Source organism: Pasteurella canis (genome assembly GCF_900454865.1).
Taxonomy (GTDB): domain Bacteria; phylum Pseudomonadota; class Gammaproteobacteria; order Enterobacterales; family Pasteurellaceae; genus Pasteurella; species Pasteurella canis.
In genome coordinates, this window is sequence record NZ_UGTV01000015.1 from 211813 (window position 1) to 229548 (window position 17736).

The 17736-nt window shown below is 35.2% G+C and carries 20 protein-coding genes; 17 read left to right on the forward strand and 3 right to left on the reverse strand.

All coding sequences use genetic code 11. From position 1 onward, the window contains the following. Positions 1-106: 106 nt before the first annotated feature. Positions 107-2581 (forward strand): GDYXXLXY domain-containing protein, encoded by a 2475-nt coding sequence (locus DYE19_RS01680; RefSeq protein ID WP_115322397.1) that lies wholly within the window; start codon positions 107-109, stop codon positions 2579-2581. Between the two features lie 44 nt (positions 2582-2625). On the opposite strand, the gene cmoA is transcribed toward DYE19_RS01680, so the two are convergent. Continuing rightward, entirely contained in the window at positions 2626-3351 is a 726-nt protein-coding gene (gene cmoA, locus DYE19_RS01685) for a carboxy-S-adenosyl-L-methionine synthase CmoA (protein ID WP_115322398.1), read from the reverse strand. A gap of 65 nt (positions 3352-3416) precedes the next feature. Beyond that, complete coding sequence (locus DYE19_RS01690; protein ID WP_115322399.1) at positions 3417-3935, reverse strand: isoprenylcysteine carboxyl methyltransferase family protein; 519 nt, start codon at positions 3933-3935, stop codon at positions 3417-3419. A gap of 219 nt (positions 3936-4154) precedes the next feature. Between DYE19_RS01690 and aspS the strand changes: the two genes are divergently transcribed. From aspS to ruvB, 8 genes are all read left to right on the forward strand, one after another. After that, on the forward strand, positions 4155-5921 hold the full coding sequence (gene aspS / locus DYE19_RS01695) for an aspartate--tRNA ligase (protein WP_115322400.1): 1767 nt from the start codon (positions 4155-4157) through the stop codon (positions 5919-5921). Between the two features lie 138 nt (positions 5922-6059). After that, positions 6060-6839 carry an RsiV family protein gene (locus DYE19_RS01700; protein WP_115322401.1) on the forward strand — a complete coding sequence of 260 codons (780 nt, stop codon included), beginning with the start codon at positions 6060-6062 and terminating at the stop codon, positions 6837-6839. 12 nt (positions 6840-6851) lie between these two features. Next, positions 6852-7304, forward strand: a complete 453-nt coding sequence (gene nudB, locus DYE19_RS01705) for a dihydroneopterin triphosphate diphosphatase (protein ID WP_049216414.1) — start codon at positions 6852-6854, stop codon at positions 7302-7304. A gap of 45 nt (positions 7305-7349) precedes the next feature. After that, the gene (locus DYE19_RS01710) at positions 7350-8090 is read left to right on the forward strand and encodes a YebC/PmpR family DNA-binding transcriptional regulator (protein ID WP_115322402.1); all 741 of its coding nucleotides are present in this window, start codon (positions 7350-7352) and stop codon (positions 8088-8090) included. 88 nt (positions 8091-8178) lie between these two features. Further along, positions 8179-8604, forward strand: coding sequence for an ACP-like domain-containing protein (locus DYE19_RS01715; RefSeq protein ID WP_049216412.1), 426 nt, complete (start codon positions 8179-8181; stop codon positions 8602-8604). Between the two features lie 73 nt (positions 8605-8677). Beyond that, positions 8678-9250, forward strand: coding sequence for a crossover junction endodeoxyribonuclease RuvC (gene ruvC, locus DYE19_RS01720; protein ID WP_115322403.1), 573 nt, complete (start codon positions 8678-8680; stop codon positions 9248-9250). A gap of 62 nt (positions 9251-9312) precedes the next feature. Next, positions 9313-9927: a Holliday junction branch migration protein RuvA gene (ruvA, locus tag DYE19_RS01725; protein WP_115322404.1), complete on the forward strand. Its 615-nt coding sequence runs from the start codon at positions 9313-9315 to the stop codon at positions 9925-9927. A gap of 21 nt (positions 9928-9948) precedes the next feature. Beyond that, positions 9949-10956, forward strand: coding sequence for a Holliday junction branch migration DNA helicase RuvB (ruvB, locus tag DYE19_RS01730; protein WP_049216409.1), 1008 nt, complete (start codon positions 9949-9951; stop codon positions 10954-10956). Between the two features lie 59 nt (positions 10957-11015). On the opposite strand, the gene DYE19_RS01735 is transcribed toward ruvB, so the two are convergent. Further along, entirely contained in the window at positions 11016-11345 is a 330-nt protein-coding gene (locus DYE19_RS01735; RefSeq protein WP_115322405.1) for a DUF5339 domain-containing protein, read from the reverse strand. 455 nt (positions 11346-11800) lie between these two features. Here DYE19_RS01735 and DYE19_RS01740 point away from each other — a divergent pair, with 455 nt between their 5' ends. From DYE19_RS01740 to tolA, 8 genes are all read left to right on the forward strand, one after another. Beyond that, positions 11801-13363 carry a cytochrome ubiquinol oxidase subunit I gene (locus DYE19_RS01740; protein ID WP_049216407.1) on the forward strand — a complete coding sequence of 521 codons (1563 nt, stop codon included), beginning with the start codon at positions 11801-11803 and terminating at the stop codon, positions 13361-13363. Between the two features lie 14 nt (positions 13364-13377). After that, positions 13378-14514, forward strand: a complete 1137-nt coding sequence (cydB, locus tag DYE19_RS01745; RefSeq protein WP_049216406.1) for a cytochrome d ubiquinol oxidase subunit II — start codon at positions 13378-13380, stop codon at positions 14512-14514. Positions 14515-14525: 11 nt separating this feature from the next. Then, the gene (locus DYE19_RS01750; RefSeq protein WP_082303085.1) at positions 14526-14624 is read left to right on the forward strand and encodes a cytochrome bd oxidase small subunit, CydX/CbdX family; all 99 of its coding nucleotides are present in this window, start codon (positions 14526-14528) and stop codon (positions 14622-14624) included. A 5-nt stretch (positions 14625-14629) separates the two neighbouring features. After that, positions 14630-14917 carry a cyd operon protein YbgE gene (ybgE, locus tag DYE19_RS01755; RefSeq protein WP_049216405.1) on the forward strand — a complete coding sequence of 96 codons (288 nt, stop codon included), beginning with the start codon at positions 14630-14632 and terminating at the stop codon, positions 14915-14917. Positions 14918-15049: 132 nt separating this feature from the next. Further along, on the forward strand, positions 15050-15454 hold the full coding sequence (gene ybgC / locus DYE19_RS01760) for a tol-pal system-associated acyl-CoA thioesterase (RefSeq protein ID WP_049216404.1): 405 nt from the start codon (positions 15050-15052) through the stop codon (positions 15452-15454). A 25-nt stretch (positions 15455-15479) separates the two neighbouring features. Beyond that, positions 15480-16169: a protein TolQ gene (gene tolQ / locus DYE19_RS01765; protein ID WP_049216403.1), complete on the forward strand. Its 690-nt coding sequence runs from the start codon at positions 15480-15482 to the stop codon at positions 16167-16169. A 76-nt stretch (positions 16170-16245) separates the two neighbouring features. Next, positions 16246-16668 (forward strand): colicin uptake protein TolR, encoded by a 423-nt coding sequence (tolR, locus tag DYE19_RS01770; protein ID WP_049216402.1) that lies wholly within the window; start codon positions 16246-16248, stop codon positions 16666-16668. A gap of 13 nt (positions 16669-16681) precedes the next feature. Then, positions 16682-17698: a cell envelope integrity protein TolA gene (tolA, locus tag DYE19_RS01775; protein WP_115322406.1), complete on the forward strand. Its 1017-nt coding sequence runs from the start codon at positions 16682-16684 to the stop codon at positions 17696-17698. Positions 17699-17736 lie beyond the last annotated feature (38 nt).

Consider the following 17736-nt stretch of genomic DNA (forward strand, 5'->3'; position numbering starts at 1 on the left):
TATGTTAACTAGTTAAAAAGTATGTAAAGTCATTGTCAAAATTGTTTAAGATTATGCCATAATCAAGGCGAAAAATCATTACATTCTCAAGAGTAAGGAAAAACAGATGCAACAGACGACATTGTTTAATTTATCTTGGCAGAAGTATTTAGTGCTTTTATTTGCGTTGTTAAGTGCAGGTTTTTTTGCAAGTGGTGCAATTACATGGATTGCGGCAAACTGGGATTATTTTTCTAAATTTCAAAAGCTTTATAGTATCCAAGCTTTATTTTTTATTACTGTAGGTCTGGGTTTATCCTTTTATTATCGAGAAGTGAAAAAAGCACATAACTCAGGGCTTTTTTCATTGATTTTTTCATTTTTATCTGTTGTTTTTCTTGGTGGTATGTTTGCCTTAATTGGACAAACATACCAAACAGGCGCAGATCCTTGGGAGCTATTTGCTGTTTGGTCATTGTGCCAAATTCCGTTTTTAATTTTATTTCCTAATATTGCAAGTGCGTTGTTATTAGCTACGACATCCAATACAGCATTAATTTTAGCCGATCACATACTCAGTGACAGTTTAGAAATCTCGTTAATAGGTCTTAACTTAATCTTATTAGTGCTGTATGAGTATTTTGGTGAAAAATTAAAAGATATACATTGGCGTATATTACCAAAATTATTAATGTTAGCTTTAGTGGGAGCTTTTTTTGCACTCATGTTTCGTAGCAATGCGGCCATCATTTCTTGGTTAATCTCAGCAGGCTTAATTTATTATTACAAAGAGCGTCGTTTTGATTTTCTCAATTTAATTATCTTATTTATCTACGTTATTATCAGTTTCCATATCAAATTATTATTAGAATTAGGCAATGATTTTTTCTCAGGTGTTTTTTTAGTAACTATATTAGCGTTCGCTTCAACAATTGGTAGTGTTGTTATTTTAACAAAATGGTTTAAAGCACATAATCCAATGACTAAAAAAGTAACTTGGCATATTTATCCTTTATTTATTTTACTTATTTTATTTTGTACAGGATTGTTTTTAGCTACAGCTATTTTTACCTTTGAGTTATTGGAGAATGAAGATCAGCTAGTTTATCTGAGTTTTATTTTACTTATCATTGCAAGCATAATGCATTTTAGTAAAAAAGAAGAGAATGATTTATTCCATATTGCTATTGATATGTTATTGGCGATTGGTTTAATCATCTATTTTATTTTCTTTTTGTTTGAGTCAGGATCTGAAGTTTATCTTGCTTTAATGCTGGTAATTTCTATCTTTTTCTATGTATTACGTACCACAAATTGGTTGCGTTTTCTTATCGGTGCGTTAGCAATTATCGCAATTCTCTGTTATTTAGATTTTTTTGAGCTTGGTTGGTATATCAATGAAGGGGATTTATCAAGTCAATTTGTGTTATCTTCACAGCAATGGTTGATGATATTGGGGTTGGGGCTTTATTATTACTGTGCTATCAATCGCGAAACCCAAAGTGGGATTATTCTGTTACCTATTGCTTGGGCTCTGTTATTAATTGGTTTGAGCCTGCCAAATTTAGATATTTTCAGAAATTGGGAATTTTTTGAGCCAGTAGCAGAATTACCCGAGATGAAGAGTGTATTTGATTGGTTTAATATCATTACAGTTTATTTTTTTACGCATTTTAGCCAGGAAGTATGGTTGTTAAAGAGTTTAACTTTCGTACTTTCGATCACGCCTATTATTTTTTTTCTTTTGATAAGTAGACGTTTTGTGTTAAGTAAAAAGTTACAGGCTGTGTTATTTTTCGCTATTTTATTGTTGTGTGTGAGTTTTATTAGTGCAAATGAAACATTAGCTTGTATTGCGTTATTATTTTTAGCTTATTTAAGTGTAAGTCGAATTTTATTTGTGGTGGCTATTTTGGGAGTAGTGATAAATTTAGCGGCTTACTACTATTTACTGACTATACCGCTATTGTATAAATCCTTTCTATTGATGACATTGAGCGTTATTTGGTTATGTTTTATGTTAATTTTAATCGTTAATATAAAAAAACAAGATATTGTTGAAGTGAAGGTAGAAGGGAATATTTCACATCGTAATCCATTGTTAATAAGAGTTATGTTAACTGCAATAACTGCATTATTTATTGGTTTGGCTACAAATTATAGCATTTATAAATATGAAGATATTTTAAACACTGGTGAACCAATTATTTTAAAAACTGCACCTTTTGATCCTCGGTCTTTAATGCAAGGGGACTACATGAGTTTAAATTATGAAATATTACAAGATATTTATAATATATGGTATGAGGATCCTTCAGATGGTGCATCTTTTGTGTATGCGTTATTAAAACGTGATGAATTAGGTATAACCATGTTATGCCGTTTACAAAAAACTGTCCCAACAAGCTTTGATGGCTGTACGCCAGATATTTATTTGCCGATTAATGTAGCACACTGGCAGCCTCGATTACCAAGCCAAGATTATTTTTTTGCAGAAGGCAAGGGTGAATATTATGCTCAGGCAGAATATGCAGAATACCGTTTTAAAAATGGTAAAGCCTTGTTATTCCAATTATTAGATAAAAATCTAAACCCATTATAAGCAGAAAGGCGGTACTCAAACCGCCTTTTTTATCATAAGTATGATTATTTCACTGCAATCATAGAGCCAAAGTTGAAACATTGGAACCATAGCTCAACTTGATTAAAGCCAACCTCTGCTAACCTCGATTTGTGTGTCAAAATACTGTCAGTACGCATGACATTTTCAAGTGCAGTACGTTTTTGGCTTACTTCTAATTCACTATATCCATTAGCTCGTTTAAATTGGTGATGTAAATCAATCAATAAATTATCAACTTTCTCATCTTCAAAACGGAATTTTTCAGATAATACTAATACACCATTCGGGTTTAAACCCTGATAAATCTTTTTCAATAGCAGGCTACGATCCTCTGGAGGTAAAAACTGGAGTGTGAAATTTAAAATGACCATCGAGGCATTTTCAATTTGAATATGGCGAATATCATCATATAGGATCTCTACTGGTACAGTACTTTGGTAGGCATTAATATGCTGTCGACAACGCTCAACCATCGGTAATGAGTTGTCTACACCAATAATTTTAACGCCAGATTTACTGATGTTACGTCGTGCAGAGAGTGTCGCAGCTCCACGTGAACAGCCTAAGTCATAGACATGACTATTATCAGTGACAAAACGAGAAGCTAACATGCCAATTGCAGTGATGATATTTGAGTAGCCAGGAATTGAACGTTGAATCATATCAGGAAAAACTTCTGCTACACTTTCATCAAAAGTAAAATCACCTAATTTTGCAATAGGGGTAGAAAAAAGCGTATCTTTAACCATAATTTTTTAAAATCCAATTAAAAGTGCGGTCATTTTAGAAGAAGTTTTTCGTTATCACAAATAAATTATTGTGCCTTAAATAAATGTGTCATCGCAGTTTCTTCTTGCTTAATTCTTATTGCTAAAATTACGAGATAAATAGGTAAGCCAATTATTGCAGTATATTTGGCTTGGCAAAATAAGCATAACCCAATGAGCTCAGGAATAATATTCAAGAAATAGTTTGGATGGCGTATATATTTAAATAAAAAAGAACGATTGATTTTATGCTCAGGCAAAATATAAATTTTGACAGTCCAAATTTCTTTTAATTCATAAATGACATAAAACAACATTGCTATAGCAAAGATAAGAATTACTAGGCCGACTTGGGATGTTGTATTAAAGATAATATCATGATAATTAGCTTCACCAATTGCAGCAAGATAAAACAACACATGCACGATAGATAAGATGGATGAATTACGTTTACCATACTGTATTGCACCTTTGGCGAGAAGTGCTTTCTCATTGCGAATTGAAATAGAAAGGCTATAAAAACGAATAATTAACGTCAATATAAAAATAAGATTGATAAATAACATGATGCTATCCTTAACTAGATTAAACTCCAATAACGTTTGGCTAATATAACAAAAATGAGAATAAGATGCATTAAAAGCAGATATGTTTTTATTTAAATCAGCACTGCTTTAGTAGCTTCTTACAATAGTTTGGACAGAAATAATCTTTTTTTCTCCACTCATTTTCCGCTATAATTGTTGCAATTTTTTTCATAATTAATAAGACAAAGGATTTTTGAAATGATGCGTACACATTATTGCGGTAGCTTGAACCGTAGCAATATTGGTCAAGAAGTGACACTAAGTGGCTGGGTTCATCGTCGCCGTGATTTAGGTGGATTAATTTTTATCGATATGCGTGATCGTGAAGGTATTGTACAAGTTTGTTTTGATCCTCAATATCAAGACGCATTAAGTTTGGCCGCAACGTTACGTAATGAATTTTGTATTCAAATTAAAGGGGAAGTGATTGCTCGTCCAGATAACCAGATTAATAAGAATATGGCTACAGGTGAAGTCGAAGTGCTAGCAAAAGCACTTACTGTTTATAATAGTTCAGAGCCATTACCTTTAGACTTTAACCAAAATAATACAGAAGAACAGCGTTTAAAATATCGTTATTTGGATTTGCGCCGACCAGAAATGGCACAGCGTTTAAAAACTCGAGCAAAAATTACTAGTTTTGTTCGCCGATTTATGGATGAGCATGGTTTTTTAGATATTGAGACTCCCATGCTGACTAAAGCAACGCCAGAAGGTGCACGTGATTATTTAGTACCTAGCCGTGTATATAAAGGTAAATTCTATGCTCTCCCTCAATCGCCACAGCTATTTAAACAATTATTAATGATGTCAGGTTTTGATCGTTATTATCAAATTGTAAAATGCTTTAGAGATGAAGATTTACGTGCAGATCGCCAACCTGAATTTACACAAATTGATGTTGAGACTTCTTTTTTAACTGCGCCAGAAGTACGTGAAATCATGGAAAAAATGGTGCACGGTTTATGGTTAGACACAATCGGTGTTGATTTAGGTAAATTCCCTGTGATGACTTTCGCGGAAGCTATGCGTCGTTTTGGTTCAGATAAACCCGATTTACGAAATCCATTAGAGATGGTGGATGTCGCTGATTTATTGAAAAAAGTTGAATTTAAAGTATTTAATGGACCAGCGAATGATCCAAATGGTCGCATTGCTGTGATAAAAGTACCAAATGGCGCATCGATTACGCGTAAACAAATTGATGAATATACTCAATTTGTGAGTATTTATGGTGCAAAAGGATTAGCATGGCTGAAGGTGAATGATTTATCAGCAGGTTTTGAAGGTATACAAAGTCCGATTGCGAAATTTTTATCTGAAGATGTACTAAATGCAATTCTAGCACGCGTTGAAGCACAAAATGGTGATATTTTATTCTTTGGTGCAGATAGCTATAAAGTCGCAACCGATGCAATGGGGGCATTACGTTTGAAATTAGGACGTGATTTAGGCTTAACCAAACTAGATACATGGCAACCATTATGGGTCATTGATTTCCCGATGTTTGAACGTGATGATGAAGGTGAATTAACAGCAATGCATCATCCATTTACATCCCCGAAAGATTTTACACCAGACCAACTAGAAGCTGATCCTATAAGTGCGGTAGCCAATGCTTATGATATGGTGATTAATGGCTATGAAGTAGGTGGTGGATCTGTACGTATTTTTGAACCTAATATGCAACAAGCTGTATTTCGTATTTTAGGGATTAATGAAGAAGAGCAACGTGAGAAATTTGGCTTCTTGCTTGATGCATTAAAATTTGGTACTCCACCACATGCAGGTTTAGCATTCGGCTTAGACCGCTTGACTATGTTGTTAACAGGTACTGAAAATATTCGTGATGTAATCGCTTTTCCGAAAACGACAGCAGCCGCTTGTTTAATGACAGATGCTCCTAGTTTTGCAAATCCACAAGCACTTAATGAATTAGCAATACAAGTCATTAAGGTAGAGTAAGTTGTTTAAAGTGTGGTCTGTTTTGACCGTACTTTAAAAACGTGTTGTTTTGATAAATAAAATGTCTATGTTTTATTGGCTTTTTGAGGGTTCTTCATTTTAGGTTATTAAAGGGTAAAATAATTTCAGGGATATTTTATGCGTAAAAGTATCTTATTGGTTATCACAGTTTTATTAAGTGCTTGTTTTGATAAATTACCATTTTTTAATACAAGCTCCCCTACTAACCAAGTCGTTGCGATTCAATCTGATTTCCATATTTTAGCGCAACGTCTTCAATGCATTAATGCCAAGGTTGAAGCTGATTTAATTGAAGAACATTGTGCAAGTTTAAGCTTGATCTCACAAAAGACAAATTTAGACTGGTTGAACCAATTCTTAGATAGTCTCACTTTAAGTGTATTAACAGAAACGAAATCATCAGAACAAGGTGTTGAGCAACTAGTACAAAAATGGTTCAATGATGTACTACCTGAATTAGAAATTAATCAAGGATGGGATTATACTCGTGAAATTCACTTTATCGGACAACGAGGGCGTGTAGCGACATTTTCAGTAATAACAAGCTATTATACTGGTGGTGCTCATGGTATCTATGATACGCAATTTTTAAATATTGATTTAACAGACAAAGTCATTTACCAACTTAAGGATTTACTTGTTTCACCAGACAAACTCAGTGCATTAACTCAATTATTACGCGAGAAAAATATGGCCCGTTTAAATGGGTTAGGTATTACAGCAGATAATATGGAGAATGAGCAGCTACAAGCGACTAATAACTTTGTGTTTACTATTAATGGATTAGTTTTTCGCTATCCAGTTTATACCTTAGGTTCCTATGCAGAAGGTGAAATTGATTTGATATTACCTTATTCTCAATTAAAAGGTATTATTAAACCAGAGTTATTACATTAATTAAATTTAAAAATGTATAAAAACCCAAATAGCGTTTTAGTGGCTGTGTATTGTGAATTTACACATCGTGTATTAATGTTACAACGTAAAGATGATCCTTCATTTTGGCAATCTATAACAGGTTCGTTAGAATTAGGTGAGTTACCAAGACAAGCTGCAACTAGAGAAGTAAAAGAAGAAATCGGTGTTGATATAGTTGCTGAGGGACTTTCTCTTTTTGATTGTAATGAGTGGATCAAATTTGAAATATTCCCACATTTTCGATATAAATACGCACCTGATATTACACATAGTATCGAACATTGGTTTTTGTTGGCGTTACCTGATGAGCGAGCACCAGTATTAACAGAGCATATTGCTTTTCAATGGTTATCTATATCTGAGGCGGTTAAATTAACAAAATCATGGAATAATAGCGCATTAATTGAAAAATATTTATCTAAACTAAGTACAAATAATATATGACCAAAAATCCTTGTACTTGTTATAACTTTAAGAAGGAAATTAAAAATGGCAGGCCATAGTAAGTGGGCAAATATAAAACACCGTAAAGCAGCACAAGATGCGCAACGCGGGAAAATTTTTACAAAATTAATTCGTGAGTTAGTTACTGCTGCGAAATTAGGTGGTGGCGATGTTGGTGCTAATCCTCGTTTACGTACAGCTGTCGATAAAGCATTATCCAGTAATATGACCCGTGATACAATTAATCGTGCAATTGAACGTGGTGTTGGTGGCGGTGATGATACTAACATGGAAACTAAAATATATGAAGGTTATGGACCAGGTGGCACAGCCGTTATGGTCGAGTGCTTAAGTGATAATGCCAATCGCACTATTTCACAAGTCCGCCCAAGTTTTACAAAATGTGGTGGCAATTTAGGTACGGAGGGGTCTGTAGGTTATCTCTTTAGTAAAAAAGGATTGATTTTAATTGACTCTGGTGATGAAGATGTCATTATGGACGCCGCAATTGAGGCAGGGGCTGACGATATTCAAGCCCAAGAAGATGGTAGTTTTGAAGTTTATACTGCTTGGGAAGAATTAACTAGTGTGCGTGATGCTATTGAAACAGCTGGTGTGAAAGTTACTAATGCTGAAGTGACAATGATTCCATCAACTACAGTTGAGCTAGATGCTGAAACAGCCCCCAAATTGTTAAAACTTATCGATATGTTAGAAGATTGTGATGATGTACAAAATGTATATCATAATGGCGAGATTAGCGATGAAGTTGCGGCTATGTTATAAATTTTGTATTGAATTAGAACTTATTTAATCTAATCTTGTCGAAAGTATGCATAAATTATGCACTCAATTATTCATTTTAGGAGAATTTATGAAATTAACTAAACTTTTGGTAGGCTTAATGGTTGTTGGTGGATTAACGGCTTGCTCTCAAAATATGGGCTCAGATATGAAAATGGCAGAGAAAAAAGCGATGGAAATGAAGGTCTCTGAACCTACTTTTGAAACAGCTGCATATTTTTGTGATGTAAAAGGCAAGAGAAATCAAGTTGTTTCTGTCACTTATGCATTTGTTGATGGGAAAGCTGATAGTGCGACCGTGAGCATTAACCGTAAAGTTGTAGGAGATGAAATGAAGCTTGATAGCGCCTATAAAGATGGCACTCGCTTCGTAGAAGGTAACAAAGTTTGGTCATTAGATGAGGGTTTTACAGCTAAGACAGTAAATACTACAGTACCTGTCATGTTTACTGATAATAACAAAATTTTAGCGAGAAATTGTGATATTGCAAAATAATTAGTATTAATATCGACAAAATAGAATGGATTTACAGTAAAATGTAAATCCATTTATTTTTTTGGGGAATTGAATGTCAATTATTTTAGGGATTGATCCTGGTTCACGTGTGACAGGCTATGGTGTCATTCGTCAGACAGGAAAACGACTAGAATATCTAGGAAGTGGAGTAATTCGTACTTCAGTACAAGATTTACCAACACGTTTAAAACGTATTTATGTGGGGATAAATGAGATTATTATGCAGTTTCACCCCGAAATATTTGCAATAGAAGAGGTCTTTTTGGCTAAGAATGCTAATTCAGCCTTAAAGTTAGGACAGGCGAGAGGTGCTGCGATTGTTGCAGCTGTTAATCAAGACTTACCAGTATTTGAATATGCTGCTCGTTTAGTTAAACAAACCGTAGTTGGTACGGGATCCGCAGATAAGATCCAAGTTCAGGATATGGTAACTCGTATTTTAAAGCTTTCAGAAACGCCACAAGCTGATGCAGCTGATGCATTAGCGATAGCCATTACACATGCACATTCAACACAGCATTCTTTTCACGTAACAAACTCGATACAAATGACTCAAATTCAAGAAAAAACGAGTACACTAGTGCGAGCTAGATATAGCAGGGGACGGTTTCGTTTAAAAATTTAACTGGATATTCATCCAGTTTTATTTTATGCTATACAGCTAATGTAGTAGGCAATGAGGAAATTATGATTGGTCATTTGACAGGGCATATTGTTGAAAAACAGCCACCTGAAATTTTGCTAGATGTACAAGGCGTTGGATATGAATTGTTATTACCTATGACTAGCTTCTATGATCTACCAGATATAGGGCAACAAGTCGCATTGTTTACACATCTTGTTGTACGTGAGGATGCGCATTTATTATTTGGGTTTTCGCAGAAAACAGACCGCACTTTGTTTCGGGAATTGATAAAAACAAATGGTGTTGGACCTAAACTTGCATTAGCGATTTTGTCTGCGATGTCAGTAACTGAGTTTGCTTATGCGATTGAGCGTGAAGAGTTATCTAAACTAGTTAAAATTCCAGGTGTAGGTAAAAAAACGGCTGAGCGCTTGTTAGTTGAATTAAAAGGGAAATTTAAAGGGAATCAACAGAGCGATTTCTTTGTGGAAAGTAAGCATCTTCCAATGACTGAAAAAAGGTATGAAAAAGGTGAAGAGCCAAGTGACGAAGCAGTTTATGCCTTGATAGCTTTAGGGTATAAAGCCTCTGAAGCAGAAAAAATGGTAAAAAAAGTTAATAAACCAGAGCTATCGAGTGAACAACTCATTCGCGAAGCATTAAAAGCCTCATTATAAGAATTAAAATTTGATATAACTATGATTGAAGCAGATCGCATTATTAGCACAACCGCAAAATCAGATGAAGAATATATAGATCGTGCTATCCGCCCTAAATTATTAAATGATTATGTGGGACAGCCACAAGTGTGTGAGCAGATGGATATTTTTATTCAAGCTGCAAAATTACGCCAAGATGCTCTTGATCATTTGCTGATTTTTGGCCCTCCAGGGTTAGGAAAAACAACCCTGGCGAATATTGTAGCGAATGAGATGGGCGTTAATATTAGAACAACCTCTGGACCAGTATTGGAAAAAGCGGGTGATTTAGCAGCGATGTTAACGAATTTAGAACCACATGATGTATTATTTATTGACGAAATTCATCGCTTGTCACCAGCAATCGAAGAAGTACTTTATCCCGCGATGGAAGATTATCAATTAGATATTATGATTGGTGAAGGACCAGCAGCACGTTCAATTAAGCTTGATCTTCCCCCATTTACATTAATTGGTGCTACAACAAGAGCGGGTTCACTCACTTCGCCATTACGTGACCGTTTTGGTATCGTTCAACGACTAGAGTTTTATTCAGTAGAGGATTTAACTTCTATTGTTTCACGTAGTGCACATTGTTTAAATTTAGATATTGCGGCTAATGCTTCTTATGAAATCGCTCGTCGTTCTCGTGGTACGCCACGTATTGCCAATCGTTTATTAAGGCGTGTACGTGATTTTGCGGATGTACGTAATCAAGGTATGATTTCAGAAGATGTAGCTAAAGCTGCTTTGTTAATGCTGGATGTAGATGATGCAGGATTTGATTATCTCGATAGGAAATTATTAAATGCTGTTATTGAGCGGTTTGATGGTGGACCTGTAGGATTGGATAACCTTGCAGCAGCTATTGGTGAAGAGCGAGATACTATTGAGGATGTACTAGAACCTTATTTAATTCAACAAGGTTTTTTACAACGGACGCCAAGAGGACGCATCGCGACATCTCGGACATATCGACATTTTGGTGTGGAAAAAATAGTAGGATAGATGATATTCAATGTAGTAAAAATGCTTATTAATTTTTGATTAATAAGCATTTTTCTTATTTAGTGTTCTTGTTGTTTTAAATTATTTAATTTTGCTAAAGCAAAATCACAACTTTTAATTTGAGTCGCAAGTTCCATTTCAAGAATTTGCTGTTTACTTTGATTTAATTTACTTTTAATTTTACCTACCTGTTTATGTGTTCCAGGCTGTTTTTCCGCTTCAGCAATAAGATTTTCAGTTTCCTTAAAAAGTTTTTCACATTGCTGTGGCACTGCTGCATTAGAGTTAGTTTTAATTCCTTCTATTTTTGTTGTCGCATAGGACGGGGATGAAACTAATGCAGTTACCGCAAAAAGTGCGGTCAAAATGATGGAAAATTGTTGTTTCATTATAATTCCTTTGAATTTTTTGTTCTAGGGTAATTAAACCGTTCGTCAAAGTAACAAAATCTATAATAGATGTCTAGCCTTTTGTTGTTTTTTTACCCAAACTGTGATTTTTCTCTCACTAGTCGTTGATAAAATGTTAATAAAACTTATAATTTGACTTGTATCAATCAATAGAGTTCTGCTTATTTTGTGTTGTTTTTGATTTAAGTATAAAAATGTGATCAATGTGACATTTTTTATATTTTTTATCCTTATATTTAGTAGTAGAATAGATACCGAAGTTGGGTTACCTATATAATGATGCACTGTCGCTGTAAAAATAATGTCATGTTTTGGTTTTATAGTAATGATTGTGGAGGTAATTCAAGGGATCTACTTAGGGGTTTTCTTTAAGTATTGGGGTGATTACTCTGTAATCATATTGTGAGATCTTGTAGCATTTACAAGGAGCTGAGATGTTGGACGTTGTTGAACTCTCTCGATTGCAGTTTGCATTAACTGCGTTATATCACTTTTTGTTTGTGCCATTAACACTCGGATTATCTTTTATCCTTGTGATTATGGAAACGCTCTATGTAGCCACAGGCAAAGAAATTTACAAAGATATGACTAAGTTCTGGGGTAAGTTATTTGGTATTAACTTTGCTCTTGGTGTGACAACTGGTATTACAATGGAATTCCAGTTTGGTACTAACTGGTCATATTATTCTCATTATGTGGGCGATATTTTTGGTGCGCCTCTTGCTATTGAAGCATTGTTGGCATTCTTCTTAGAGTCAACCTTTGTCGGTTTATTCTTCTTTGGATGGGATAGATTATCAAAAGCTAAGCACTTATTAGCAACATATTGTGTTGCTTTTGGTTCAAACTTATCTGCAATGTGGATCTTGGTTGCTAATGGTTGGATGCAATATCCTGTTGCTTCAGAATTTAATTTTGAAACAATGCGAATGGAAATGACCAGTTTTATGGATTTATGGTTAAATCCAGTTGCACAAAGTAAATTCTTACATACTTTATCTGCAGGCTATGTAAGTGGTGCGATGTTTGTTTTAGGTATTAGTGCATATTATATTTTAAAAGGACGTGATTTAGGTTTCGCAAAACGTTCTTTTTCTATTGCTGCAACATTTGGTTTAATTTCAATTATTTCTGTAATTATTATGGGCGATGAGTCTGGTTATGAAATTGGTCAAACTCAACCAGTGAAATTAGCTGCTATGGAGGGGGAATGGCATACTCAACCAGCACCAGCAGACTGGAATATGATTGTAGTACCAAATCAAGCAGAAAAACGTAATGATTTTGCTATCCAAATTCCTTATGCAGCGGGGATTATTGTTACTCGTTCTTTAGACAAGCAATTTGCAGGTCTTGCTGATTTAGAAGCTTTAAATGTAGAGCGCGTTCGTAATGGTATTCAGGCTTATGACTTATTAATGCAGTTACAAGCACAGAAAAAAGCAGGTCAAGTTAGCGAAGAAACAAAAGTGCAATTTAATGCAGTTTCTAAAGATCTTGGTTTTGGTTTATTACTAAAACGTTATACAGATAAAGTGGTAGATGCAACTGAAGAGCAAATTAAACAAGCAGCAGCAGATACAATCCCAAATGTTGGTCCAACATTTTGGTCTTTCCGTGTGATGATGGCTGCTGGCGGATTATTATTACTTCTTATTATTGGTGCATTTGTTCAAAACGTGCGTAAAACAGTAGGAACGAAACCTTGGTTCTTAAAGGCACTTTTATGGGGTATTCCATTACCATGGATTGCAATTGAAAGTGGATGGTTCCTTGCTGAGTATGGTCGTCAACCATGGGCAATCTATGAAGTCTTACCAGTAGGTGTCGCAAATTCTGCATTAACTACAGGTGATCTATGGTTCTCTATTGGTTTAATCTGTGCACTTTACACATTATTCCTTGTAGTTGAAACGTATTTAATGTTCAAATATGGTCGATTAGGACCAAGTTCATTAAAAACAGGTCGCTACTATTATGAGCAGTCATCTAAATAAGCAGGAGCCTGATTATGATTGATTATGAAATTCTACGTTTTGTTTGGTGGATCTTGATCGGTGTATTGCTTATTGGTTTTGCAGTAACTGATGGATTTGATATGGGCGTTCTTAATTTATTGCCTTTTGCAGGTAAGAAAGAAGTTGAGAAACGTATTATGATCAATTCAATTGCACCACATTGGGACGGTAACCAAGTTTGGTTATTAACAGCGGGCGGTGCAATGTTTGCAGCATGGCCGATAGTTTATGCTACCTCATTCTCTGGTTTCTATATCGCTATGATTTTGGTTTTAGCGGCGTTATTTTTCCGCCCTGTTGGCTTAGAATATCGTGCTAAAATTGATAATCCAACTTGGCGCACGCTATGGGACTGGGGCTTATTTATCGGTGGTTTTGTTCCTTCATTAGTATTCGGTGTGGCATTTGGTAACTTATTACAAGGTGTACCATTTGAGTTCAATGAATTATTACAGGTTAAATATACGGGTTCATTCTTCGCATTATTAAATCCATTTGCTTTACTTTGCGGATTAGTCAGCTTATCAATGCTAACAACTCAAGGTGGTGCATGGTTACAAATGAAAACTACGAGTGAATTACGTGAGCGTTCTCGTGTAATTACACAAGTTGGTGCATTCGCAACATTGATTACTTTTGTACTTGCAGGAATTTGGTTGTATTTCAAAGATGGTTTTATTGTGACTTCTGTAATTGACCACAATGCTCAGTCAACACCGTTTGGTAAAACTGTTGCAATCGAGTCAGGTGCTTGGTTCAACAATTATAAAGAAATGCCACTTTTATGGTTTTTCCCTTTGCTTGCTGTTGGTGGTGCAATCTTAAATATCCTAGCATCAAAAGCTAATCGTTCAGGTTTTGCATTCTTGTTTTCATCATTAACAATGGCTGGTATTATTTTAACTGCGGGTATTTCTATGTTCCCATTTGTTATGCCATCTATCAGTCATCCAGAATTAAGCTTGTTAATGTGGGATTCAACGTCAAGTAAATTAACATTAACATTAATGTTAGGTTTTGCTCTTGTGTTTGTTGTTATTTTACTTTCATACACAATTTGGGCATACTGGAAAATGTTTGGCAGACTTGATAGTGAATTTATCGAGCAAAACAAAAACTCATTATACTAAGGAGAAATATCATGTTTTATGTCATTTGGATATTGGGTGTTTTGTTCGCTGTCATGTTAGCTGCGTTAATTACTATCAGTATTGAAAAAACAGGTAAATTTGATGAGTAATCTCGATGATTAATTCACTATATCAAATCTTTAATAAGGGTTCGTTTAGAACCCTTTCATTTATATTGGCAATTTTAATTACATTATGTTTTTTCTTGAATATTCAGGATTTTTCAACAAATTTGCGTAATGCACCTGCTGCTTTAGTTTTATGTAGTATATGGGGGACTGTAATTCTGTGGGTTCATGGCATGGGATTTGAAATGTATTCGATGATTTTGAGGCTAGTTTTTGCTCCACTATTAGGCTATATTGCAGTGATTCTTGCGTTTTATGTAAGTTGGTTAATGTGAAAGGACTTATCTTCAAAATAAAATATTCCATTATGATGCTGATGGGGGCTTGCTTGTTATTCATACAAGCTCTAAAATACGCCACCGATTTATCTCGTGAGAAGATTTTTATAAGCGAAAGGAATACTAATTATGCTGGAAACTGGATTTAATTTTCCTATTCGTGTTTATTATGAAGATACCGATGCTGGTGGTGTAGTGTATCATGCTCGTTATTTACATTTTTTTGAGCGAGCAAGAACAGAATATTTACGCAGTTTGAATTTCTCACAGCAAACCTTATTAAATGAACGACAACTTGCCTTTGTTGTCAAAACAATGAATATTGATTATTGTTTTCCTGCGAGACTAGATGATTTATTAATAGTAGAAACAATAATTACAGGAGTAAAAGGTGCATCAATCTCCTTTATTCAGAAGTTAAAGAAAAATGAACTCATTTTGTGCGAGGCTACTGTAAAAGTAGCCTGTGTTGATCTTGGAAAAATGAAACCAGTGGCTATCCCTATAGTAGTAAAAACAGCTCTGGTACGTTAGCTATGAAACCTTTTTGGAGTATGTAATGACTGCAGATTTGAACTTCTTAGAATTATTTCTAAAAGCGAGTATTGTTGTTCAACTTGTTATTGTAATTTTAATTATTTTTTCTATCATGTCTTGGGCGATTATTATCCAACGTAGTCGTGTTTTAACAAAAGCACTAAAAGATTCAGTTGCATTTGAAGATCGTTTTTGGTCTGGTGAAGACTTAAATCGTTTGTTTGAAGGCTTGGAGAATAGACGTGATGGACTGAGTGGTAGTGAGCAAATTTTTTATGTTGGTTTCAAAGAGTTTTCACGTTTAAAGCAAGCGAATCCTAATGCACCTGAAGCTATTATTCAAGGTAGCTCACGTGCGATGAATTTAGCCATGAACCGTGAAGTAGAAGAGCTAGAAACTCGAGTACCATTTCTAGCTACAGTTGCCTCAATTAGTCCATATATTGGTTTGTTCGGTACAGTATGGGGCATCATGCATGCATTCATGGCATTAAGTGGCGCGAAACAAGCTACTTTACAGATGGTCGCACCAGGTATTGCAGAGGCTCTCATTGCTACGGCAATAGGTTTGTTTGCAGCAATTCCAGCTGTTATGGCTTATAACCGTTTAAGTTTACGTGTGAGTAAACTAGAACAGAATTACGGTAATTTTATTGATGAGTTTACTACTATTCTGCATCGTCAAGCTTTTGGCAAGAATGGTACACATTGATTAAATTATGAAATTTTAGACTGTGCTTTTATATTATTTAAGTGCGGTTGATTTTCAAAAAGTTTTAGGGGTATTGATGTCTTATCGTCGCAAACGCAGAGATGTTAAATCAGAAATTAATATTGTTCCTTTTTTAGATGTGTTATTGGTTCTTTTGCTTATTTTTATGGCAACAGCACCAATTATTAGTCAAAGTGTACAAGTCGAATTACCTGATTCTGTTCAAAGCCAAGAGGTTACTAACGAAGATAAAGTACCTGTGATTTTGGAAGTGTCTGGTGTGGGACAATACACATTATCGATTGGCTCAGAACGCCTAGAAAGCTTAACTGAAGAAATGGTAACTCAACTATCGAAACAAGAGTTTGAAAAAGACAATAATACGTTATTTCTCGTAGGTGGTGCGAAAGATGTACCTTATGAAGAGGTAATAAAAGCGTTGAATTTACTTCATCTTGCAGGCATTAAGTCTGTCGGATTGATGACCAATCCAATTTAATATAGGTAATATTGTGCAAATAAAGCGACAAAATACAGATATCAATGCAATAATGATCTCGATCATTTTGCATATTATCTTGTTTGGTTTGTTAGTGTTAGGTTCGCTCTATCACAAAGTAGAAATTATGGGTGGTGGTGAAGGCGATGGTGAGATCATTGATGTTGTAATGGTTGATACTGGCTCGGCTGCACAAGAATGGGGAAGGCTTCAACAACAGAAGAAAGGTCAAGTGGAACAGCAGAAGACTCAAGATGTTCTGCTTGAGCAGCAACAAGAAATTGAGCGTCAGAAAGAGCTTGAAAGACAAAAACAGCTAGAATTAGAAAAACAAAAGGAAGCGGATAGATTAAAAGAGCTAGCTGAAAAAAAGAAAGCTGAGGACAAAGCTAAGCAGGATGCATTAGAAAAACAACGTGAATTAGAAGCTAAAGCCAAAGAAGCTGCCGAGGCTGCAAAACTAAAAGCTGAGGCAGAAGCTAAACGTTTAGCAGCATTAGCAAAACAAGCTGAAGAAGAGTCAAAAGCAAAGGCAGAGAAAGCTAAGGCTGAGGCGGAAGCAAAAGCAAAGGCAGAGAAAGCTAAGGCTGAAGCAGAAGCTAAAGCGAAAGCAGATGCTCAACGGAAAGCTGAACAAGCTGCTCTAGATAACTTTTTAAATGGCGGTGATATTGGCGGTGGCTCTGCAGTGGTTGGTGGCAATACAAACCGTCAAGGCTCACAAGGTAGTGGCGCAGCAAGAGGCGCAGGTGATGGTGGGAAAACAGGCGATCAGTATGCTGGTGTTATCAAGAAAGAAATTCAACGTCGTTTTTTAAAAGAACCAAGTTTTGCAAATAAAGTGTGTGTTGTCGAAGTTGAGTTTTTACGTGATGGTACGATTGCCAATTATCGACGCGTTTCTGGACCCGATGATATTTGTAATGCTGCACTAAGTGCTGTTGCGCGGACTAAGAAAGTGCCGCCTGCTCCAACAGATGAGATTTATAATAAATATAAAAAAGTACCAGTTGATTTTAAATTAAGGTAAATCGGGTATTTTGTCTAATCTATGATTAATATAGGTGA